This is a genomic window from Pseudothermotoga sp., from assembly GCF_031962025.1.
Classification (GTDB): domain Bacteria; phylum Thermotogota; class Thermotogae; order Thermotogales; family DSM-5069; genus Pseudothermotoga_B.
The window spans coordinates 294,765-314,873 of record NZ_JAVRKW010000001.1; the positions used below are offsets into that span (position 1 = coordinate 294,765).

Genomic DNA, 20,109 nt, shown 5'->3' on the forward strand with positions numbered 1-20,109 from the left:
CCTTTTCGTGGGAGGGAGAAAAGTGGAGAAGCTCTTTCACTTGAAAGAGAACGGTACTACTGTGCGAAGAGAAGTGGTAGCAGGTATTACTACCTTTCTCACAATGGCTTACATCGTTTTTGTAAACCCGTCTATTCTCATCAACGTTATTCCTGGTGCTACACCTGGCAGTGACCTTTACACACAGTTTTTTGGCGCTTTCATGGTGGCAACGATCCTTGGTTCTGTAACAGCAACATTGATCATGGGATTGTTCGCGAATTATCCGTTTGCTCTTGCGCCAGGAATGGGATTGAATGCATATTTTACCTTTACAGTATGTTTGAAAATGGGTATTGATTGGAAAGTCGCGCTCGCAGCTGTTTTCGTGGAAGGTCTAATATTTATCCTTTTAACCGTCACGGGTGCTCGTGGACTTGTGGTAAAGGCTGTACCGGATTCGGTGAAGCTGGCAACGGGTGCAGGTATAGGTCTGTTCATAGCATTCATAGGACTCAAAGGAGCTGGAATCGTCGTTGCCGATCCAGCAACTTTTGTGAGTTTAGGACATTTGAAAGATCCAAATGTGATAGTTGCAATAATTGGATTTTTTGTAATAGTCATGCTTTTTGCTCTGAAAGTGCCAGGAGCAATAATGATCGGGATACTCACCAGTACTTTGATAGGTGCATTGCCAGTTTTTGGAGTGACAAATTATCAAGGTATGATTGGTAAAATTCCCAGTATCACTCCTACATTCATGAAAATGGATTTCAATCTTCAAGCTCTGGGCAGTGCTACATTCTGGATGGTCGTTTTCACATTCTTCTTTGTGGATTTTTTTGATACCCTTGGGACACTGACGGGACTGGCGGAATCGGCAGGTTTCATGAAAAATGGAGATTTACCAAGATCATCCAAAGCGTATCTTGCGGATGCTGTTGGTACATCTGTTGGTGCAGTTTTTGGCACTTCAACTGTGACTACATACATAGAAAGCAGTGCAGGTATAGCCGAAGGAGGTAGAACTGGCTTGACTGCAGTCGTAGTTGCTGTTTTGATGCTTTTGATGCTTTTCTTCTCGCCCCTTGCCATGACTGTACCGACAGCTGCAACTGCGCCAGCCTTGGTTTTTGTTGGTGTTTTGATGATTAAAACCCTAAAGAAAATCAACTGGGATGATATCACAGAAGCTGTACCAGCTTTTGTGACTCTGCTGATGATGCCATTGACTTATTCGATAGCCAACGGCATAGCCCTTGGAATAATCACATATCCTGTCGTAAAACTGTTCGGCAAAAAGGCAAAACAGGTTCACTGGTTGACATGGATCCTCGCTGCTGTTTTTGTCGTGTATCTGATATTTTTAAGAGAATGAAAGCGGGTGACTCCCGCTTTCATTTCAGTGATAAAAATCTTTCCCGGTGACCTGTGAGATATCCTACGACGATCTCGTTTAATTTTGGAAACCTTCCCACATCGGATCTGGTTCTCACCAGTACACTCGAACCGACTAAACCTATCACATCTGTGGCTTGCAGATTTTCTCCTTTATCAACTATTCTATGAGTTTCTTTGGCGTTGTCTATGGAATCTGAGTAAATTATTCTCCCTTCTTTGATAATTCCAAGATGCGTGGCATATTCCTCGATTTCAAAGATCTCATGTGAACTGATCAGTATAGTTTTTCCCAAGTTGGCGTATTCTTTTAGCATATTCATTACTTCAAGCCTCACTGTGGGATCGAGATGTTGTGTTGGTTCATCGAGAATCAACAAATCAGCCTGGCTTGCAATGCACAGACCAACAAAGAAAATGGTTTTCATCCCGATGGAATATGATTCTACTTTTTGAGAAAGATCAAAACCGTATCTTGCAACGAAATTTGAAAATACGGTGTCATCCCATTCTGGATAGAGTTTAGACCACATCTGCACATAATCTTTTGCTGTGAAATTCCTGAAGACAGACCTTTCTTCAGAAACAACTGCTATTTTTTCCTTCAGTTGAGGTTCGCTGAAACTATCGTACTTTTTGCCAAAAAGCTGTATCTCTCCGGCATCGATTTTCAGTGCACCGGTTATGCATCTTATCGTCGTTGTCTTACCAGCTCCATTCGGTCCCACCAATGCAAATACAGTTCCTTCATCGATGCTGAACGATACATCACTTAAGACCTGTTTATTACCAAGCTGTTTTCTCAAGTGTTCAACAAGAATCATCTTTCACCACCTCTTTGTGTGAAGAGCCTGTATGCCGTATAGACCAGAATAACTGCAAAAATAAGTGAAGCAAGGATATTTGCCTGATATGAAGGACTTATCAACTTATAAGGATTGAAAGTAGGACCGATACGGCTTGATCCAATGCCACCGAGCACTAAATCTGCTAACAGAAACAAGAATGCGGCACCATACGGATCAAATCCAACACTGACAGCAGATATCACCACTCCAAAGTAAGATGAAAAGAAGATGAGTACTTTGAGCAGTATCAGCCAAGAATATATTGAGTGATCAGCAAAGATCAAGCCCACAAAGAAAGTCATTGAAATCAACATTGAAAGAAACAGATATTCCATGTAGAACAATTGTTTTCTGGTAAATGGCAAAAAGATCATCAAATCGAGTTTTTTCTGTCTAATGTCGGATGCAAGGGAAAACAGTATTATGAAAAAAGCTCCGAATGCCTTGGCGCCGAAATTTGGAAAAAGCATCACGGCTAAGAAAAAAACCATGCTTGAGTATTTTTCAAGAAGCTGTTTTTTCACATAAACATCAAAGTTTTTCATTCTTCCACACCTCCTCAATCAACAACAAAGAAGTATAAAGATCAAGACCTTTCGATTTGAGATTGCTAACCAATTTTTTTATTTCCTGAGTAATCTGTGGATCGATTGAAACATTCTTTGCGACGAAGTATCCTATCCCTTGCTCTGACACCAGGAAACCTTCATTTTTGAGCTTATCAAGAGCCTTCAATATTGTATTCACGTTGACGTCGAAGATTGTTTCAAGTTCTCTTACAGGAGGCAACTGTGACTCAGCTTTGAGATTCCCAAGCAGTATTTCGGATTTAATCTGATTCATGATCTGAAGATAAACAGGTATACCACTGTGTTTATCGACCTTTCTCAGCATCTGAATCACTCTCTCACTATTCTGATACCAGAGCTATCAAGTCGGATATCTGCCTTTGATTTATTTCTCAATGTGATCTTTCCACCTGTACCATCGGCTTTCAGGTAAAGATCATCCGGACCAAGGTAAGTTAAAGTTCCATTTATTCCTGTTCCATCGATGGACAGAGAACTACAACTGGAAAGTACCATGTCAAAAGATATACCGGTTCCATCTATTCTGATCGCTTCAAACTCGAACTCACCTTTGAGATTTATTCCTGTACCGTCTATGTACAGTGACTTTCCAGCCAATTTACCGTTTACATTTACGCCTGTGCCGTTGATTGACAGACGATTTGCTACGATTTTTCCTTTGACATTTACTATGGTGCCATCGATATAAAGCGAGTTTATTTGACATTCGCCGCCGATAGACACAGCTGCTGTGTTTATCTGTAGATCCTGTAACTGGTCAGTGCCGATCTCGATAATGTATTTTTTGTCAGGATGGCTTCCATAGATCCTTATTTCATCATTTGAGGTACTCACATCAAGTTCATCTGAGAGTCGAATTGAATGAGAATCGGTAAAACGTATGTCTACACTCATTTGTCCATCGATAACAACCTTCGATTTTAGATCAATTGATTTTGAAGGCTCAACTTCCTTGAAAAATCCGGTGAAAGGAAAATGAAAAACATCTTGAAAACTCTGCAAAATGATGTGTGAGTAAATGCCAATGCTTGATGGAATTAAGAAGATTATAATTGCCAGTGCCATAAAACCAGCCATGTGTCTTACATAGCTTTTGAACATGAAGGCTAAAATCACCACGGCAATGAAGGCAAGTACAATCTTCAACGGTATAAAAGGTAACAGCCATCCAAGAGTTCCCAAAATCGCTGTGATCAGCGCTACCTGAAGAAACTTTGACTGTCTAATTAACTGCACAACAACACCTCCATTTATATAGTGTTCTATATAAATATAACACTACTTATGTAGAACTCAATTACATAGTTGTAAAATATTTGTGTATAGAATTTTAATAAATCAGTCGCTGAAAACCACCTTGATTATGAATTATTACTGTGATATGATAAAGACAGTGAGTTTGCCGAGGTGGCGGAAATGGCAGACGCGCATGACTCAGGATCATGTGGGTTTACTCCCGTGCGGGTTCAAGTCCCGCCCTCGGCACCAGTAAAAGTTCTACAGTGGAGGCTTTCAGTTGGAATTAGTTCGACTTTTTGACCTGCCTATCACAATCGCTGAAAAACAGGAGCTTCTCTGGTTACTCACTGAGCGAATTTCAAGCGGAAAAAAGACCTTTGTTGTCACAGCAAATGCTTCGATTGTTGTTAAAGCTGTTGAAGACGAATTTTACAAAAAAGCGGTTGAAAAAGCCAACCTGATTTTTCCGGACGGAATCGGAGTTGTATGGGCTATCAAGAAGATTCACAAAAAACAATCACAGAGGATAACCGGTATAGATACGATGATTGAGTTGTGCAAAATTGCTGAACAGAGAAACTGGCGGGTATTTCTGCTTGGTGCACGTCCAGAGGTTGTGGCTAAAGCGGCGGAAAATCTCAACAAACAGTTCAACGGCATTGTCCGTGGATATTATCATGGATATTTCATGAACGATGAGCCAATCGAAATTATCAACAAAAGCAAAGCAGATCTTGTTTTCGTTGGTATGGGAGTGCCAAAGCAGGAACTGTGGATCAGCGAGAATTTGTCAAAGATAGGTGCTGTTTTTGCCATGGGTGTTGGAGGTTCGTTCGATGTAATCTCTGGTTTCAAAAAAAGGGCTCCCAGGTTCATTCAAAAAATCCACCTGGAATGGCTTTACCGGTTTCTTCAATCACCACTTGACAAAAAAAATGTACCGCGTGATGTTCTCAAGTTCATAAAAATAGTTCTTTCAAATCACTGATTTGATTTGCTCATGAAAATGATCGCCATGACTGAAAAAAGTTCCATCAGCACCGAGAAAGTTACCAGCAGGACCAGTGATCTTTCGTATAAGATACCCATCAATAAGCTGCCAAGAAACCAGGCAAGACCAAAAATCGTGTTGAAGATTCCATAGGCTGTGCCTCGTTTCTGAACAGGTATCAGATTTGCAACAACAGCTTTCAGTATGGATTCCTGAGCACCTATTCCTACACCCCACAGACACACACCGAAAACTACAGCAAATAGATTCTTGGACAAAAAAACAAAAGGTGCAAAAAACGCGGCAATCGACGAGGAAATTATCAGAACTACCAGACCGCGTTTGTCGAAAAGCTTACCAAATACAACCGCTGCCAGAGCGTCGATTCCCATAGCAATTGAGTAAAACAGAGGGATAAAAGAGGCACTCACTAAGTTGGTTCTGGAAAAATGATAGGCTATCAATGGAAAATCTGCAAAACCTGCGGCAATAAAAGAGATTGCCACAAGATACCAGCGAAAACTCTTTGTCATTAATCGATCTGATCTGGTAGAAGTGGTTTTTTCAAAATCGCTCGGTGTTGGAAACAGAATTCGACCAACTGTTAAAAGAACCAGTGAAACAATGGCGGGTATGAGTAACAACAAGAAAGCAGACCTGTATCTTGAAAGTTCCTCTCCATTTTTCAAAGCCAAGGCAACTGATAGAATCACCGGTCCTGTCACGGCTCCTATCTGATCTAAAGCTTCTTCAAGACCAAATCCCCAGCCTGATCCAACCTGTTTTACGGCAAATGACATCATCGTGTCCCTCGCGGGTTTTCTAACTGCCTTACCGAATCTTTCAGCTATCAAAAGCAGGACTGCTATCTGCCAGTGTCCTACAAAAGCCAGAGAGGGAACAGCCAGCAAATTCATCAGGTAACCAGAAAAGGTCAGCAACCAGTAACGCCTTGTTCTATCTGCAAAGTATCCGCTCACAAGCCTGAAGGCGTAACCCACGAATTCGCCGAGCCCTGCGGTTAACGAAATGACAGTGGCACTGGCACCAAGAAGACCGAGGTATGGTCCTGATATGCTCCTGGCTCCTTCGTAAACGATATCGGAAAAAAGACTCACAAAACCCATCAAAATTATGAACTTGATTGCTGAACGTGATTTCAAAGTACAGTCACCTCTTTTTGCTGTACTGTGAGTTATCATTATTATAAGTGAGGTGAAGTTACGTGAAGATTAAGAAGCTCGATCCTTCAGTTGTCTCAAGAATTGCGGCTGGAGAGGTGATCGTTGGAACACATTCTGTTGTGAAGGAATTGGTCGAGAATTCGATAGATGCAGGTGCAACAAGAATAGTTGTTGAACTGATAAACGGTGGAAAAGATGAGATAAAAGTTCAGGATAATGGTGAAGGAATGGACAGAGACGATTTAATAAACTGTTTTGAACCACATGCAACCAGTAAAATTTCGAGTTTTGAAGATATCTACAAGCTCAACTCTTTTGGCTTTCGTGGTGAAGCTCTTTATTCCATCTGCCAGGTGAGTAAGACTAAGATAATCTCAAGGGTTGAACAATCGCAGATAGGAAACGAAATTGAGGTTGTGGCAGGACATTTGATATATGAAAAACCGTGTGCCTGTCAAAAGGGCACAACGGTCATCGTCAAAGATTTGTTTTTCAACGTACCTGCAAGAAGAAAATTTTTAAAATCATCTGCCATTGAAGGTCGAATGGCAACAGAAACCTTTGAAAGATTCTGTCTATCCCACCCGCAAATAGCTTTCGTTCTATCCGTCGATCAGGAGATTGTGTACAACTTTGTTCCATCGACTTTAATTGAGCGTGTCAGATCCCTTTTTAAAGATGTACCCAAAGACCATCTGACTTCATTCGATATGGAAAGAAATGGAATGAGAATAACTGGCTGTGCAACTAAACCACCTTTTTTCAGAAATAGGAGATCACTCTTTGTTTATGTGAATGGTAGATACGTGGTCAATTCAACTATACAGAGTGCAATTTACTCTGCATACAGTGATTTTCTAAATCAAAAAGAACATCCATTAGTTGTCCTGAATCTATTCATTCCATCAAAAGATGTCGATGTGAACATACATCCTCAGAAACTGGAAGTGAAGTTTTCAGACGAAGAGAAAGTCTTCAAATTCGTCAGAGATACAATCAGGGCTACTTTTGAAAAGGTCGTTATACATCAGATTCCCGTATCTTCATCATCAGACCGCAGAGTGCAGGAGTCTTTTGAAACTTACAAAGTCAAGGAAAAAGAAACGCCAGTCACTTTTCCCCAGGATAGGCAGTTTCTTGAGCCATCGAATTTCAACGTGATCGGTATTGCAAAAGGAAGGTACATAATCACTCAAACCTCTGAAGCCCTGCTCATTGTCGATTTTCATGCAGCACATGAAAGGCTCATATACGATGAAATGATTTCCCGTCTGGGTGACATGCCAGCCGCTGATCTGTTGATAGATGCTGAGATACCCCTGAGAAAAAGTGAGCTTGATCTTCTGAAAAGAACAGATCTTCTAAGAAAAATAGGCTTTGACTATGAAATAGGAACGGAGAAAGTGGTCGTCAAAAAAATTCCAAAGTGGCTCGATCAAAGAGATCTCAGAGATTTTCTCGTGGAAAGTATTGACGAGATGAAATTGATTGACCTTCAGAGTTTTGAAGAAACTGTCAGAAAGATCATAGCCAATATAGCATGCAAGAGTGCGCTGAGAACCAAAGACAGGCTTGATAACCAGCAAGCTCTTTTGCTTGTGAAACGGATCTTTGATAAAAAGATCAGTGCCTGTCCACATGGTCGTCCAGTAGTTTATTCCATAGAGTTCAGAGATCTGGATAAATTTTTCGAAAGGATCTGATAGAAATGGAAGGCTTGCTGATCAGACAGGTGCGTCTTTCCGACGCGGCTGAGCTGGTAGCTTTCAAAAGACAGGTTTCATCTGAATCGAAATTCCTTTTGACATGTCCTGATGAAGTTGAAGACCTGATAGATCAAAGAAGAATGATAACAATATATCTGAGTGATATGCGAAGAATATTCTTAGTAGCTGAATACGATAAGCAGATAGTTGGAGTGATAACCCTTTCTGGTTCGAACAGAAGAAGGATAATGCACAAAGGCGAACTGGGTATAAGTGTGAAAAAACAATTCTGGGGTAAAGGTATTGGGACTGCTCTTATGGAAGAATGCCTGAAGATAGCAAAACAAAAGGGGTTCAAGAAAATTCAGTTGGAGGTAATGTCGAACAACGACAGGGCAATAGCACTCTACAAAAAATTCGGTTTTGAGGTAGAGGGTGTTAAAAGAAAGGCGGTTTTTGTTGATGGTGAATACATCGATCTGGTGATGATGGGAAAATGGCTCGAAGATTGATCAAATTGCTGTTGATCTTTTTGGTATTGCTTTTTTGTTCATTAATACCAGTGTTATTGATCAAGCAACGGTTCAGTGAAATTGTCGAAAAAGATGCCGTGTTACTTGTTCAGACAGCTGCAAGATTGATAGAACTTCAGGTGGTGGAGAAGGTTAAAAACTCTTCTGGTTTATCAGATCAGATACCAGATCAGTATGTGAATCTGGCAAAAAAAGTCGGAGGGGTTTTTCTATACGACGAGCATCTCAAAAAGGTTGTCGTTTGCATTCGAAAAGAACAGGATGTACAGTCTACTCTGGTCTCTTTGAATGGTTTATCAGCTCCTGTGGTGTATTTTGTGACAGACACAGCTGGAAAAATCGTTGCAACTTCGGAGGTAGCTGGTATTGGTGAAACACTCTCTGGCATCATAACAGTTCAAGAAACCAACAAAGTATTCAAAACAAAATACAAGGGACACAGTGTCTATGCTTATGCTGCTGTGAACCCTGTTTATGGTTTTTATACGATCAGCTGTGTCCAAACAAAGGACATCTTCTGGCAGCTACTTTTTCCAGTTCTTCTATGCATCTGTATTGCTCTGACGGTATTGTTGATCATCTTTCAGGATTATTACAGAACCAAATTGCTCTCGATTGCAGAATCACTTGAGAAACTCTCAGAAGGCTCGACCGATGTGAGAATAAAGGACAGAAGGATTTCGAAAATCGTTGACCAGCTCAGCGAGAATATAAAGAGAAAGGATAGGATTTTGAGAAAAACCGCACAGGAACTTGAAAATTTGAAGCAGACTCTCGAAAAGATCAGGGAGAAGAAATCATAGATTTTGTATAAAAACCAGTATCTGGGCGACTGCGATGTACAGATCGTCTGGTATTTCCTCGAGCAGTTGGAGTCTGTACAGTTTTCTGACAAGATCTGGGGATGAAACTATTGGCACACCTGCTTTTTCAGCCTCTTCGATGATCTTTTCGGCGACTTCTCCCTTTCCCTTGGCTATCACAAAAGGGGCATTGAATTTCTCCGGATCGTAACCAAGTGCAACTGCCAGTTTATGCATATAGTCCATCTTTTAGACCTCCTGTATTGATCAAAACCGTCCTGAAATATGTACTCAGCGAGCTTCTGAGTTGTTCAATCTGCTCTGTGCTGGCTTTAACACCTGTCATATTCAAAAATATCTGGTCTGAAATGATGGTTCCTTCGATACTCATAACCTTAGAATTTCTCACAAAATCCACTCTGAATGTCTTTGATCTTCTATCTATGAAAAGATGAAGCGGTTTTTCCAGGTCAGGTAGACTCCTGAAAGTGTAGGGATGTGAAAGTGTCATAAGCCATAAACCAAAGGCTTCCATGTCCTGGTTAACCTCACCATTTTTATAGTACAGCCCGAGCCTGTCAAAAAAATCATTGTCCAATCGTCCAGTACGCTTTTGGATTTGTTCTGCAACCTTTGCAAGAAATGGTATGTCAAGATCGCCTCTGGGTTTTTCTATACTCCGCAAAAGCGGTTGTAGCTGCTGTAAAGGAGGCAGAACTTCGGGGGCTTCAAAAATTTTTTCTGCGACATAAACCTTTGGATTAACTGGATATTCGGTTATTCTGACCAGTTCTCCGATCTGCGGTAATTTCCTGTTCATTTTGACCACAGTTTCACCTTTCTGGGTTTTTATCTTGACCCATTTTCCGAATCTGTCAATCACAACACCGTCCATTGAAACCCTCCTTTAGTATTATCGCCAGAACTTCGAAAAACAACATCACAAAATTGAATGTTATCATTTGTCTGAGAAAGGAGGGGGAATTTTGCAAATAAGCCAGTTCTTTGAAGTGGGTACTTGCGCTGCAATTTTATCATGGGGACAACTTGGAACATCACTGGCAAAGACAACCTATGGTTTGTTGAGGCACAGCAGAGTTTTCAAACCAGTTTGTGTTATAGCCGAACAGGAAGGAAGAAAAATCAGCGACTTTGTATCACCGGTGAGATTCGATGTGCCGATTGTAAACAGCGTTGACAAGGCAGTTCGCATGGGTGCAAAGGTTCTGATAATTGGTATATCTAATGTTGGTGGATATCTGCCAGATGAGCTGGTGAGGCATATTCTCAAAGCAATCGAGTACGGGATCGATGTAGTTTCTGGATTACATCTCAAACTCTCTGAAACTGAACCGTTTCTCACAGCCTCGAAAATAACCAAAAGCCGCATAATAGATGTCAGACACTACGATGGAAAACTCAGAGTTCTGAACGGAGAAATTCTCCAGTCCAGGGCAATTCGCGTCTGTGTTCTGGGTACGGATTGTGCTACCGGCAAGAGAACAACGGCAATTCAACTGTGGGAAGCCGCTTTGAAAAGAAATCTTCCAGCGGCTTTTCTCGCAACAGGACAGACTGGTATTATGATAGGGGCTGATGAAGGTGTTGCAATAGATGCATTGCCCGCAGATTTTGTACCCGGTGTTATCGAAGAGCTTATTCTTAAACTCGAGCGAAGTGGAAGTCGTTTGATATTCATAGAAGGTCAGGGTGCTTTGAGACATCCAGCGTATGGTCAGGTGACACTCGGTTTGATATATGGATGTATGCCTCAGTATGTGGTCATGGTACACGAACCACACAGAAAACATTTTGAATTCTTTGAAAACTTTCCTTTGCAACCAGATCCGCATAAGGAAATACAGTTGCTCAAACAGCTCGTTGATACAAAAGTTTTGGGAATATCGTGTCTTGATGAAAGCTACAGGCTCGATGATTATTTCGTCTTTAATCCTTTTGATGAAAAACAACTTTCACAAATCATATCAAAATTGGAGGTGATTCTGTGAAGATCAGTTCAGTTTCTTTCAGGAGAGTTTTTTACCAGTACTTGCAACCATTCACGATATCACTTGGCACTCACGAAGAACAGGAAAATATCGAGGTTTGTGTGAAACTCGAAGATGGTACAGAGGGTTGGGGAGAGGCTTCGGCACTGTTTGTAATCTCCGGTGAGACTCCCCAAATGCTTGAAAAAATGGAAAGTACTGCAAAAGACATCCTGATAGGAAAAGAGATCGAGAAATACCAGATCCTGTTCAATTTACTCTCAAATTTAAGAGCAACACCTGCCATCAGAGCCGCTGTTGAGTTTGCCGTGATTGATGCGTTCTGCAAGAGGTTTGGAATAAAGCCGTATCAGTTCTTTGGCGGTGCCAAAGACAGGCTTGAGACTGACAAAACAGTCGGAATAGAAAATCTGCAAACCACGCTTGCAAAGGTTGAAAAAATTTACAAAGAAGGTTTCAAAAAGATAAAAATAAAGGTTGGTAGAGATGTCAAAACCGACATAGAAAGAGTTGTCAGCTCCCAAAAAATCGCACCAGATGCGAGTTTTGTGGTTGATGCCAATCAGGGATTCACACCAAAAGAAGCTGTAGAGTTCATTCAGGCACTTTATCGTGAATCTGTAAATGTCGATGTTTTTGAACAGCCTGTATTCAGATATGACATTGAAGGATTGAAATTTGTCCGCTTGAACAGTCCATATCCTGTGGCGGCTGATGAAAGCGTCTTCACAAAATACGACGCCTTGAGAGTAATAAAAGAGGAAGCAGCTGATGTGATAAACATCAAACTCATGAAATCAGGCTTGAGTGAGGCTCTGGCAATAATACAGATGGCTCAGGCGGCAAATGTCAAATTGATGATCGGTTGCATGGGTGAAAGCAGTCTTGGAATCAGACAGAGTATCCATCTTGCCGCCGGTACAGGTGCGTTCACATACCATGACTTGGATTCTCATCTGTCTTTAAAAGAAGAAAAATTCAGGGGCGACTTCACGCAAGAAGGTCCTTTCATCATATTGAATTGATCTTTGAAACAATTTAGACTTAAAAAGTCTAATATGAATGTAAACCGCACCATGTAAAATTAAAGTAAGGAGATGGTGCGGTTGTTAATTCTGGACAATGTGAGTTTGAACGCAGATGGTAAATACATTCTCAAAAACGTAAATGCAGTTTTTGAAACGGGTAAAGTCTATGCCATCCTTGGTACAAATGGTGCTGGCAAGTCATCTCTTGCATATCTCATAATGGGAATAAATGACTACAGACCATCCTCGGGAAAGATTTTGCTCGATAAAGAAGATATAACTGATCTTTCGATCACAGAGAGAGCCAAAAGAGGTCTGACATTACTCTGGCAGGAACCGGTGAGATTTCAAGGGATCAGTGTGGAGCAATACCTGACACTCGGTGGGAAAATAAAGGTCTCAAAAGATCAGGTTGAATCTGTGCTTAATCTTGTTGGACTCTCACCAGAACTTTACAGACACAGAATAGTCGATGGGCTTCTGAGTGGAGGAGAGAGAAAAAGAGTGGAGCTTGCTTCTATTTTGTTGCTAAACCCCAGGTATGCAATTCTCGATGAACCCGACTCAGGTATCGACATAATGTCCCTGTCGATGATTGAGAGAGTAGTTGAATACATCGTAAAAAACAATGGAACGGTTATCGTTATAACCCACAGAGAAGAGATCGCAAGGATATCCCAAGAAGCTTACCTTTTATGCAGTGGATCGATTCTCGCACACGGTTCACCTGATAAGATCATAGAGTACTATAAAAACAGGTGTGATGGTTGTTCACACGCAAATCTTCCAGATATAGAGGAAGTGAGAATATGATAAGTGCGGTTGATCAGAAAAGAGAATTTGAAATGCTGAAGAAAGCTTATGAAAAAGCCGGTGGAGATGTTTCAAAATTTTTGGATAAAAGAGTTGCATCCTTGATAATAAGTAATGACAGGGTGATTGGTCTTAACAGCGTGGAAGGAATACAGATTTTTCCCCAAAAGATTGAGGATGGAGTAAAGGCAAAGATACTGGTGAAGAAAAACACCGTGATTCAGACTCCTGTTCATATCTGCACGGGTTTTGTAGAAAAAAAAGGACTCCAAAGGGTTATTTTTGAGATAGAAGTTGAAGAGAACTCGCAGGTCAGATTTGTGGCTCACTGTACATTTCCATGGGTAGAAGAATTTACACATGATGCACTGGCATTGGTCCACGTTGGAAAGAACGCAAAGATGTACTATGCCGATGAACATTACCATTCTGATACTGGCTCGATAACTCTGAATACAGTCACAAAAGCTGTCGTGGAGGAAAACGGGCTTTTTGTAAATAACTTTACCCTGACAAAAACCAGAGTTGGTAAACTTCGCCTTGATGCGTCTGTGGAAATACACGACAACGCTGTTGCTGACTTATCAGCAAAGGTAAAGGCGAGCAAGTCAGATCAGGTTTCCATAAGGGAAAAACTCGATTTAGTGGGTTCTCATTCCAGCGGTATTGCAAAAACAACTGTTGTTGCTTTGGATCAGTCAAAGGTTAGGGTTGTAAATGAGGCTTATGGGATTGGCAGTTATTCAAAAGGTCATATAAAGTGTGAAGAGATAACAAAAGGTACAGGGGTAGATGTGAGCACTGTTCCTGTTTTGAAAGTGCTGAATGAACTGGCGGAGTTGACACACGAAGCTTCTATAGGTCGTGTCAATGCAAATCAACTTCAGACATTGATGGCTAAGGGATTGAGTGAAGATGAAGCAACTGAGTTAATAATAAAAGGTCTCATAGGATGACAGGAGGGGTGAAGATGAATCAGTATGTGGAAAAGGTAAAAAGTGCTGCTGAATTTCTAAAACAGAGGGTGAGTGAACTTCCTCAAATTGGCGTAATTCTCGGCTCGGGTCTTGGAAAAATCGCCGATGTACTGCAACATCCATTCAAACTTCACTACTCTGACATACCTGGTTTTCCAGTATCCACAGCACCTGGTCACAAGGGGGAGTTGATCTTTGGAAAACTCGGCGAAAAAAATGTTGTCTTGATGAATGGAAGATTCCATTATTACGAAGGATATTCCATGCAGGAGGTTACATTTCCAATCAGAGTCATGCAGTTGCTCGGCGTGAAATATTTGTTTGTGACAAATGCTTCGGGAGGGTTGAACCCTGTTTTTGATGTTGGGAAACCCATGATTATAACAGATCACATAAATTTCATGGGGGATAACCCGTTGATAGGACCCAATATCGACGAATGGGGACCTAGATTTCCGGATATGAGTGAGCCTTATGATAGAGAACTGATCAAGCTCGCAAAAAAGGCAGCTCAGGAAGAAAAGATAGACGTCTATGAAGGTGTTTATGTTGCGGTGGCTGGTCCAAACTTCGAAACTCCCGCGGAACTGAAAATGTTCAGAAAGCTCGGTGCAGATGCCGTAGGTATGTCAACAGTTCCAGAGGTGATAGTTGCAAGACACGCTGGTATAAAAGTGCTCGGTCTTTCTGCTATAACAGACAGGGCTGTACCGGAAGATCTGAAGCCTTTGAGTGCTCAGGAAGTTCTCGAAATAGCTGAAAAAACTGGAGAAAAGATAGCCAGAATTATCCTGAGGGTTATATCTTACATGTAGGAGGTGCTCAATGAGGATCTTTCTGGATAATTGCAGAACCACAAAAGTATTGCCAGAAGTTATTCAGGTAGTTCAGGATTACATGGTTAATAAATTTGCAAGACCTGATGGTCTCTATCAATCTGCACAGGAAGTCTATGATGATCTGGAAAACGCAAAAGAGTTTTTTGCCAAGTCAATAAATGCCGATTCCAAAGAAGAAATAGTCTTTACTTCGGGAGCCACCGAGTCCAACAACCTGGCTATCATTGGAGTTGCCCGAGCAAACAAAAGCAAAGGCAATCATATAATTATCTCAGCACTTGAACACGGCTCGGTCATGAGCATAGCATCTTTTTTGAAAGATGAAGGCTTTGAAGTGACCGTTGTGCCTGTTGATAGCGAAGGTCTTATAAAGCTGGATGATTTGCAAAAAGCCATCAAGCCTTCCACAATACTGGTCAGTGTTATATCCATAGGTCATTTTGTTGGATCGATCATGCCGCTTGAACAAATAGGTGAGATTTTGAGTCATCAGGATCACAAGATCTATTTTCACACAGATGCAGCAGAACTGTACGCAAAATTCCCGGTCGATGTGAAAAAGATAAAGGTTGATCTGATGAGTGTGAGTGGTCATAAATTTCACGCACCAAAAGGTGTGGGATTTTTGTATTTGAAAAAAGGAACCAAGATTGAACCTATAATGTATGGTGCAGAGTCTTTCGATAAAAGACGACCCGGTGGAGAAAATGTCCCTGGGATAATGGGAATGAAAAAAGCAGCAGAACTCGCAATTGAAAAGATGGACTCTGCTCTTGAAAGTTTAAGAGAGCTGCAGGAGTATTTCATAAACAGGGTAGAATCGGAGATCGATCACGTCATCCTGAACGGTCCAAGGGGAAAGAACAGGACACCTTACAACGTCAACTTCAGCTTTAGATTCATAGAGGGTGAAGCTATCAGTCTTGCTTTGAGTATGGAGGGAGTTGAAGTTGCAACGGGTTCGGCTTGTGCATCAGAGAAGCTCGAACCGAATTACGCGATTCTTGCGATCGGCGGTGATCATGAAAGAGTGCATGGTTCAATCAGATTCACTTTTGACAGATTTGCAACAAAAGAGCAGATAGATTACACAGTTGAAAAGCTCAAATCGGTTGTCTCGTGGCTCAGAAAGATAAGCCCAATTAAAGATGGGAGGTGAGTTAATTGCTGAAGTACACCGAACTGGTCATGGATCATTTCAAAAACCCAAGGAATTTGGGTAAAATAGACGATGCTGATGCTCAGGCAACAGAGGGTAGTGTTGCGTGCGGTGATATGATGACCGTGTATTTGAAGATTCAGGATGATCGTATCATAGATATAAAGTTCGAATCATACGGCTGTGCCGCGAATATTGCTACGGCTTCCATGATGACCGAAGTTGCCAAAGGGCTTTCGCTCAAAGAGGCAAAACAGTTAAGCTGGAAAGAGATTGTGGAAAAGCTCGGAGGTTTGCCACAAATAAAGTATCATTGCAGTAATCTCGCTGTGGATACACTCAAAAAAGCAATTGAAGCATATGAAGAGTTGAAATCCAAGGAGCGCGTGAAAGATGAGAGTATATCTTGATCACGCAGCAACAACACCTGTTTTCAAAGAAGTGGCTCAGGAAGTAATGAAGGTTTTCACCGAGAGCTTTGGTAATGCCTCAAGTTTGCATTCTCACGGTGAAGAGGCAAAGCAGATCTACGAGAATGCCAGATCGGTTATCGCCAGGTATATAAATGTGTCGGCAGAAGAAATCTTTTTCACATCAGGTGGAACTGAATCAGACAACATAGCCATTATGGGCTTTTTGAAAGCGAACTTCCCAGACGGTGGGCATATTATCACCACTCAGATAGAACATCCTGCTGTTTTACAGGTGGCAAAGTACTTACAAGAACACGGTTATGATGTCACATATCTAAAACCAAATTATGAAGGCTATGTCACCCCGGATGATTTCAAAAAGGCAATTAGAAGAGACACTGTCCTTGCATCTATCATGTGGGTCAATAACGAAACCGGTGTGATCCAGCCAATTGAAGAGATCTCAAAGATAGCGAAGGCACATGGAATAATTTTGCACACCGATGCAGTTCAGGCAATTGGAAAACTGAAAATTGATGCATCTTTGGTGGATATGCTTTCGGCATCTGGTCATAAGTTTTATGCACCAAAGGGATGCGGGTTTTTGTATATAAGAAAGTCTTTAAGAGTGGATCCAATCATCTATGGTGGAGGGCACGAAAAAGGTCTGAGAAGTGGCACAGAGAACGTCCCCGGTGCACACGGTATGGCTGTTGCGCTGAATGTGATCGAGAATAATTACTCAAATTGGGCGAAAAAAGTGCAGTCCTTCAAAGAGAAAATTATGGGTGAAATATCCCAGTTCGATGATTATCACGTAAATGGCAGTGAAACTATTTTTTCTCACATAAACGTTTCTTTCAAGGATATCCACGGTGAGACACTTGCCACAGCACTTGATATGCGTGGTGTGTCTGTATCAACAGCTTCTGCATGTTCTTCACACCACAAAATGAGTAGATCACATGTTCTTGAAGCGATGGGACTGGATGACTGGATGATCGATGGTGCTATTAGAATAACGCTCGGATACGATAACACGCCAGAAGAAATAGATTATTTTATTCAAATACTCCGTGAAGAGGTCAAACGGTTGCGGAAGATCTGAGGAGGGTTGGATGGCGTATTCTCAGAAATTCAAAGAACTGTTCATGTATCCAAAATACGCCCAGGAGATAGATTACACACACACCGCGGAAGTTGTATATCCAGACCATGGAGATCGAGTCAGAATATTTTTGAAAATAGAGAACTACCTGATAAAAGACGTTGCATTCAAAGCATCTGGTTGTCCAAGGGTGATTGCAGCTTCTGAGGCTGTGTGCAGATTGGTCAATGGAAAACACATCGATTTTGTCAAAACTTTGAATGAAGAACACATCAGACAGGAAATGGAATTCTTTGACAAAGGTTTTGATTGTATAAGAGCACCGCTGGATGCTTTGAAAAAGGCTGTTTCAAGACTCGAGTCATGAGTGGATTATCCAAGGGCATCATCTACAGCGCTGTTGCCGGTATGGCAACAGGTTTAGGTGCATTGCCTTTTCTCTTTGTTAAAAAAATGGCAGATGAGCGATTCATAGAGAGTTCGCTCGGTTTCGCGGCTGGTGTAATGCTCGCCGCAAGTGCTTTCAGCCTGGTGATTCCATCAATGGAACTGGGAGGACCTGTCAGGTTTGCAGTTGGATTCATGCTTGGTGGTCTTGTAGTAGATTTGATTGACAAATTCGTCCCGCATGAACACTTCACAAAGGGTCACGAAGGACTGGAATCTACCAAGCTCAAAGGCATATGGTTGTTTGTAATGGCGATAACCATACACAACTTTCCAGAAGGTATGGCTGTTGGCGTATCTGGTTTCACACCGCATGCTTTTTCAGTGGCGCTGGCGATAGGAATCCAAAATATACCAGAAGGCGCAGCGGTTGCCGCTTCGCTCATCAATGCAAAATATACACCAGTAAAAGCGTTCTTGATCAGTTTCTTAACTGGACTGGTAGAAGTAATTGGTGGCTCAGTTGGAGCAATCATCACGCGATTTTCATCGGTTTTGATGCCTTATCTAATGGCTCTTGCAGCTGGAGCAATGGTTTTTGTAATAAGCGATGAGATAATTCCAGAAACCCACCTCAAAGGCAGAGAAAGATTGACCACTTACTGGATCTTGATTGGTTTTACATGCATGGCTGTTCTTGATCTCATCTTTGGTTAGAAGAGCATCCAGATAATTGAAAGAATAGCCACAATAACACCAGCAAGAAAAAGTGTACCGATTGTACTGTCGTGCACAGGATAACTGGCAGGTAGTTTGAGTTCTTTATATGTGACAGTTCTTTGCACTGGATCGACATCTATTAGATAGACCGATTCTGCACGAGAAGATGCTTCGAAAAGGTAACCATTTGCTATTTTTTTGAGTTCAGGTCCGCGATGGTCATGTCCACTCAAAACAAGATCGACTTTTGGAAAAAGTTCCAGAATCTTCATGTCGCTTTCGTGCTGTAGATGATTCAGGCAGATGACATAGTCTACCTCTGGAAGATTCTGTAAAGTTTTCCTCAAAGATTCAAATGGATCTTCTGGTAGATCATCGTAGTGTTCAACACGATTGGCAAGATGCTGTATCGTCGTCAGACCTATAACGGCGATTTTTATACCGTCTATTTCAAATAACGAAAAAGGTTTAAGACCTTTGACATTCGCTCCGATCAATGAATGGTTCGCCTTTTTATATGCTTTGAGCCATTCTGCGGAAAAGTAGTATTCATGATTTCCAAGAACCATTGCATCGTATTTTACCTTCTTCACATATTCTAAAACTGAAGCTCGATTGTCACCAACAAATGGCAGCTGGATCTTCGAGTCAAAAAGATCTCCTCCATCCAGAACCAAGATCTTGCTTCTATCTACATCTGAAAGCCACTGGATCAATCCCATAGGTCCATATCCATCTTTGACAAGAGTTTCATGCAGATCGCTTGTGAAAACTATCTGAAAGGAAAAATACTGAACAACGGTACTCAAAAGGAGAAATAAAAAGAAACGCCGCAAAAAGACTCACCCCCATAATTCATCGAAGCAATCATGCCAACCTGCCATAACCTGACATGTGCAAGAAGTTTTAAGAGTCTTTCGCCGTTTTCGTATACCCTCAGTGAAGCACCGAGGTTGATGAATTGATCAGGTAAGATTCCATAACTTTCCACAAGAGTTGAGAAAACTATGCTTTTGTATCGAGCTAAATCAAATCCAATTGTTAAATGATTAAACGCAAGAAATGGTTTTCTATCTTGGATATAAAAACCCACACTGTCTTTTGAAACCTTAGCTGTCAATTCGAGTCTTGAATACTTCAGGATTCTGCCTGAAAAAGTGATTCCGCTGTTGTCGATGCGCATGGAAAAGTTAGATGGAAGAGAGATGGTAAAACCAGAACCATCTTCTGACCACATCAAAATTGCATGAACGTCATCGAGTGTATAGCAAAAATCATCGGTGTAGAGAATACTCGCACCGACAATCAACCCAATCGAGCAGAATATCAGGATGATGTATTTCATTTCAAATACTCCCCTGGGTTATTGTATCATTTTACCAGTG

At 41.4% G+C, this 20,109-nt stretch carries 24 protein-coding genes and 1 tRNA gene; 16 read left to right on the top strand and 9 right to left on the bottom strand.

Going from position 1 to position 20,109, the window contains the following annotated elements; genetic code table 11:
* Window positions 1-22 precede the first annotated feature (22 nt).
* On the top strand, window positions 23-1,357 hold the full coding sequence (locus tag AC4E92_RS01565) for an NCS2 family permease (protein ID WP_490238820.1): 1,335 nt from the start codon (window positions 23-25) through the stop codon (window positions 1,355-1,357).
* A 19-nt stretch (window positions 1,358-1,376) separates the two neighbouring features.
* On the opposite strand, the gene AC4E92_RS01570 is transcribed toward AC4E92_RS01565, so the two are convergent.
* From AC4E92_RS01570 to AC4E92_RS01585, 4 genes are read right to left on the bottom strand one after another with little or no spacing between them, the layout of a single operon-like run.
* A complete protein-coding gene (locus tag AC4E92_RS01570; RefSeq protein WP_490238821.1) occupies window positions 1,377-2,201 on the bottom strand; it encodes an ABC transporter ATP-binding protein in 825 nt (274 codons plus the stop codon).
* Window positions 2,198-2,770 carry a hypothetical protein gene (locus AC4E92_RS01575; protein ID WP_490238822.1) on the bottom strand — a complete coding sequence of 191 codons (573 nt, stop codon included), beginning with the start codon at window positions 2,768-2,770 and terminating at the stop codon, window positions 2,198-2,200. The genes AC4E92_RS01570 and AC4E92_RS01575 overlap by 4 nt, the downstream gene beginning before the upstream one ends.
* Window positions 2,757-3,119: a GntR family transcriptional regulator gene (locus AC4E92_RS01580; protein ID WP_490238823.1), complete on the bottom strand. Its 363-nt coding sequence runs from the start codon at window positions 3,117-3,119 to the stop codon at window positions 2,757-2,759. The genes AC4E92_RS01575 and AC4E92_RS01580 overlap by 14 nt, the downstream gene beginning before the upstream one ends.
* A gap of 5 nt (window positions 3,120-3,124) precedes the next feature.
* On the bottom strand, window positions 3,125-4,051 hold the full coding sequence (locus AC4E92_RS01585; protein WP_490238824.1) for a hypothetical protein: 927 nt from the start codon (window positions 4,049-4,051) through the stop codon (window positions 3,125-3,127).
* A gap of 165 nt (window positions 4,052-4,216) precedes the next feature.
* Here AC4E92_RS01585 and AC4E92_RS01590 point away from each other — a divergent pair.
* A tRNA-Leu gene (locus AC4E92_RS01590) sits at window positions 4,217-4,303 on the top strand.
* A 28-nt stretch (window positions 4,304-4,331) separates the two neighbouring features.
* A complete protein-coding gene (locus AC4E92_RS01595; protein ID WP_490238825.1) occupies window positions 4,332-5,042 on the top strand; it encodes a WecB/TagA/CpsF family glycosyltransferase in 711 nt (236 codons plus the stop codon).
* Here AC4E92_RS01595 and AC4E92_RS01600 read toward each other — a convergent pair.
* Complete coding sequence (locus tag AC4E92_RS01600) at window positions 5,036-6,208, bottom strand: MFS transporter (RefSeq protein ID WP_490238826.1); 1,173 nt, start codon at window positions 6,206-6,208, stop codon at window positions 5,036-5,038. The genes AC4E92_RS01595 and AC4E92_RS01600 overlap by 7 nt on opposite strands.
* A 62-nt stretch (window positions 6,209-6,270) precedes the next feature.
* Here AC4E92_RS01600 and mutL point away from each other — a divergent pair, with 62 nt between their 5' ends.
* The 3 genes from mutL to AC4E92_RS01615 are packed head-to-tail and all read left to right on the top strand — an operon-like array spanning window position 6,271 to window position 9,271.
* Window positions 6,271-7,932, top strand: a complete 1,662-nt coding sequence (gene mutL / locus AC4E92_RS01605) for a DNA mismatch repair endonuclease MutL (protein ID WP_490238827.1) — start codon at window positions 6,271-6,273, stop codon at window positions 7,930-7,932.
* 5 nt (window positions 7,933-7,937) lie between these two features.
* On the top strand, window positions 7,938-8,447 hold the full coding sequence (locus AC4E92_RS01610; protein WP_490238828.1) for a GNAT family N-acetyltransferase: 510 nt from the start codon (window positions 7,938-7,940) through the stop codon (window positions 8,445-8,447).
* Window positions 8,432-9,271 (top strand): hypothetical protein, encoded by an 840-nt coding sequence (locus AC4E92_RS01615; RefSeq protein ID WP_490238829.1) that lies wholly within the window; start codon window positions 8,432-8,434, stop codon window positions 9,269-9,271. The genes AC4E92_RS01610 and AC4E92_RS01615 overlap by 16 nt, the downstream gene beginning before the upstream one ends.
* Here the strand turns inward: AC4E92_RS01615 and AC4E92_RS01620 are convergent.
* On the bottom strand, window positions 9,266-9,517 hold the full coding sequence (locus AC4E92_RS01620; protein ID WP_490238830.1) for an EscU/YscU/HrcU family type III secretion system export apparatus switch protein: 252 nt from the start codon (window positions 9,515-9,517) through the stop codon (window positions 9,266-9,268). The two genes, AC4E92_RS01615 and AC4E92_RS01620, sit on opposite strands and share 6 nt — an antisense overlap.
* Window positions 9,501-10,166: a hypothetical protein gene (locus tag AC4E92_RS01625; protein WP_490238831.1), complete on the bottom strand. Its 666-nt coding sequence runs from the start codon at window positions 10,164-10,166 to the stop codon at window positions 9,501-9,503. Before AC4E92_RS01625 ends, AC4E92_RS01620 begins: the two co-directional genes overlap by 17 nt.
* 91 nt (window positions 10,167-10,257) lie before the next feature.
* On the opposite strand from AC4E92_RS01625, the gene AC4E92_RS01630 reads away from it, so the two are divergent.
* From AC4E92_RS01630 to AC4E92_RS01675, 10 genes are all read left to right on the top strand, one after another.
* Entirely contained in the window at window positions 10,258-11,280 is a 1,023-nt protein-coding gene (locus AC4E92_RS01630) for a DUF1611 domain-containing protein (RefSeq protein ID WP_490238832.1), read from the top strand.
* Entirely contained in the window at window positions 11,277-12,305 is a 1,029-nt protein-coding gene (locus AC4E92_RS01635) for an L-Ala-D/L-Glu epimerase (RefSeq protein ID WP_490238833.1), read from the top strand. Before AC4E92_RS01630 ends, AC4E92_RS01635 begins: the two co-directional genes overlap by 4 nt.
* Window positions 12,306-12,386: 81 nt before the next feature.
* A complete protein-coding gene (locus AC4E92_RS01640) occupies window positions 12,387-13,121 on the top strand; it encodes an ATP-binding cassette domain-containing protein (RefSeq protein WP_490238834.1) in 735 nt (244 codons plus the stop codon).
* Window positions 13,118-14,077, top strand: a complete 960-nt coding sequence (locus AC4E92_RS01645) for a SufB/SufD family protein (protein ID WP_490238835.1) — start codon at window positions 13,118-13,120, stop codon at window positions 14,075-14,077. The genes AC4E92_RS01640 and AC4E92_RS01645 overlap by 4 nt, the downstream gene beginning before the upstream one ends.
* A 14-nt stretch (window positions 14,078-14,091) precedes the next feature.
* On the top strand, window positions 14,092-14,913 hold the full coding sequence (locus AC4E92_RS01650; RefSeq protein ID WP_490238836.1) for a purine-nucleoside phosphorylase: 822 nt from the start codon (window positions 14,092-14,094) through the stop codon (window positions 14,911-14,913).
* Between the two features lie 10 nt (window positions 14,914-14,923).
* Window positions 14,924-16,096, top strand: coding sequence for a cysteine desulfurase family protein (locus AC4E92_RS01655; protein WP_490238837.1), 1,173 nt, complete (start codon window positions 14,924-14,926; stop codon window positions 16,094-16,096).
* 5 nt (window positions 16,097-16,101) lie between these two features.
* A complete protein-coding gene (locus AC4E92_RS01660; protein ID WP_490238838.1) occupies window positions 16,102-16,506 on the top strand; it encodes an iron-sulfur cluster assembly scaffold protein in 405 nt (134 codons plus the stop codon).
* Window positions 16,490-17,617 (top strand): cysteine desulfurase family protein, encoded by a 1,128-nt coding sequence (locus AC4E92_RS01665; protein WP_490238839.1) that lies wholly within the window; start codon window positions 16,490-16,492, stop codon window positions 17,615-17,617. Before AC4E92_RS01660 ends, AC4E92_RS01665 begins: the two co-directional genes overlap by 17 nt.
* Window positions 17,618-17,627: 10 nt before the next feature.
* Complete coding sequence (locus AC4E92_RS01670) at window positions 17,628-17,984, top strand: iron-sulfur cluster assembly scaffold protein (RefSeq protein WP_490238840.1); 357 nt, start codon at window positions 17,628-17,630, stop codon at window positions 17,982-17,984.
* Window positions 17,981-18,721: a ZIP family metal transporter gene (locus AC4E92_RS01675; RefSeq protein ID WP_490238888.1), complete on the top strand. Its 741-nt coding sequence runs from the start codon at window positions 17,981-17,983 to the stop codon at window positions 18,719-18,721. Before AC4E92_RS01670 ends, AC4E92_RS01675 begins: the two co-directional genes overlap by 4 nt.
* On the opposite strand, the gene AC4E92_RS01680 is transcribed toward AC4E92_RS01675, so the two are convergent.
* Complete coding sequence (locus AC4E92_RS01680) at window positions 18,718-19,560, bottom strand: metallophosphoesterase (protein ID WP_490238841.1); 843 nt, start codon at window positions 19,558-19,560, stop codon at window positions 18,718-18,720. The genes AC4E92_RS01675 and AC4E92_RS01680 overlap by 4 nt on opposite strands.
* Window positions 19,530-20,069 carry a hypothetical protein gene (locus tag AC4E92_RS01685; RefSeq protein WP_490238842.1) on the bottom strand — a complete coding sequence of 180 codons (540 nt, stop codon included), beginning with the start codon at window positions 20,067-20,069 and terminating at the stop codon, window positions 19,530-19,532. The genes AC4E92_RS01680 and AC4E92_RS01685 overlap by 31 nt, the downstream gene beginning before the upstream one ends.
* Window positions 20,070-20,109 lie beyond the last annotated feature (40 nt).

Coding starts and splice junctions, on each gene's coding strand:
- AC4E92_RS01570 (WP_490238821.1), bottom strand. CDS start 2,201: ATGATTCTTGTTGAACACTTGAGAAAACAGCTTGGTAATAAACAGGTC.
- AC4E92_RS01575 (WP_490238822.1), bottom strand. CDS start 2,770: ATGAAAAACTTTGATGTTTATGTGAAAAAACAGCTTCTTGAAAAATAC.
- AC4E92_RS01580 (WP_490238823.1), bottom strand. CDS start 3,119: ATGCTGAGAAAGGTCGATAAACACAGTGGTATACCTGTTTATCTTCAG.
- AC4E92_RS01610 (WP_490238828.1), top strand. CDS start 7,938: ATGGAAGGCTTGCTGATCAGACAGGTGCGTCTTTCCGACGCGGCTGAG.
- AC4E92_RS01615 (WP_490238829.1), top strand. CDS start 8,432: ATGGCTCGAAGATTGATCAAATTGCTGTTGATCTTTTTGGTATTGCTT.
- AC4E92_RS01620 (WP_490238830.1), bottom strand. CDS start 9,517: ATGGACTATATGCATAAACTGGCAGTTGCACTTGGTTACGATCCGGAG.
- AC4E92_RS01625 (WP_490238831.1), bottom strand. CDS start 10,166: ATGGACGGTGTTGTGATTGACAGATTCGGAAAATGGGTCAAGATAAAA.
- AC4E92_RS01645 (WP_490238835.1), top strand. CDS start 13,118: ATGATAAGTGCGGTTGATCAGAAAAGAGAATTTGAAATGCTGAAGAAA.
- AC4E92_RS01650 (WP_490238836.1), top strand. CDS start 14,092: ATGAATCAGTATGTGGAAAAGGTAAAAAGTGCTGCTGAATTTCTAAAA.
- AC4E92_RS01655 (WP_490238837.1), top strand. CDS start 14,924: ATGAGGATCTTTCTGGATAATTGCAGAACCACAAAAGTATTGCCAGAA.
- AC4E92_RS01665 (WP_490238839.1), top strand. CDS start 16,490: ATGAGAGTATATCTTGATCACGCAGCAACAACACCTGTTTTCAAAGAA.
- AC4E92_RS01670 (WP_490238840.1), top strand. CDS start 17,628: ATGGCGTATTCTCAGAAATTCAAAGAACTGTTCATGTATCCAAAATAC.
- AC4E92_RS01675 (WP_490238888.1), top strand. CDS start 17,981: ATGAGTGGATTATCCAAGGGCATCATCTACAGCGCTGTTGCCGGTATG.
- AC4E92_RS01685 (WP_490238842.1), bottom strand. CDS start 20,069: ATGAAATACATCATCCTGATATTCTGCTCGATTGGGTTGATTGTCGGT.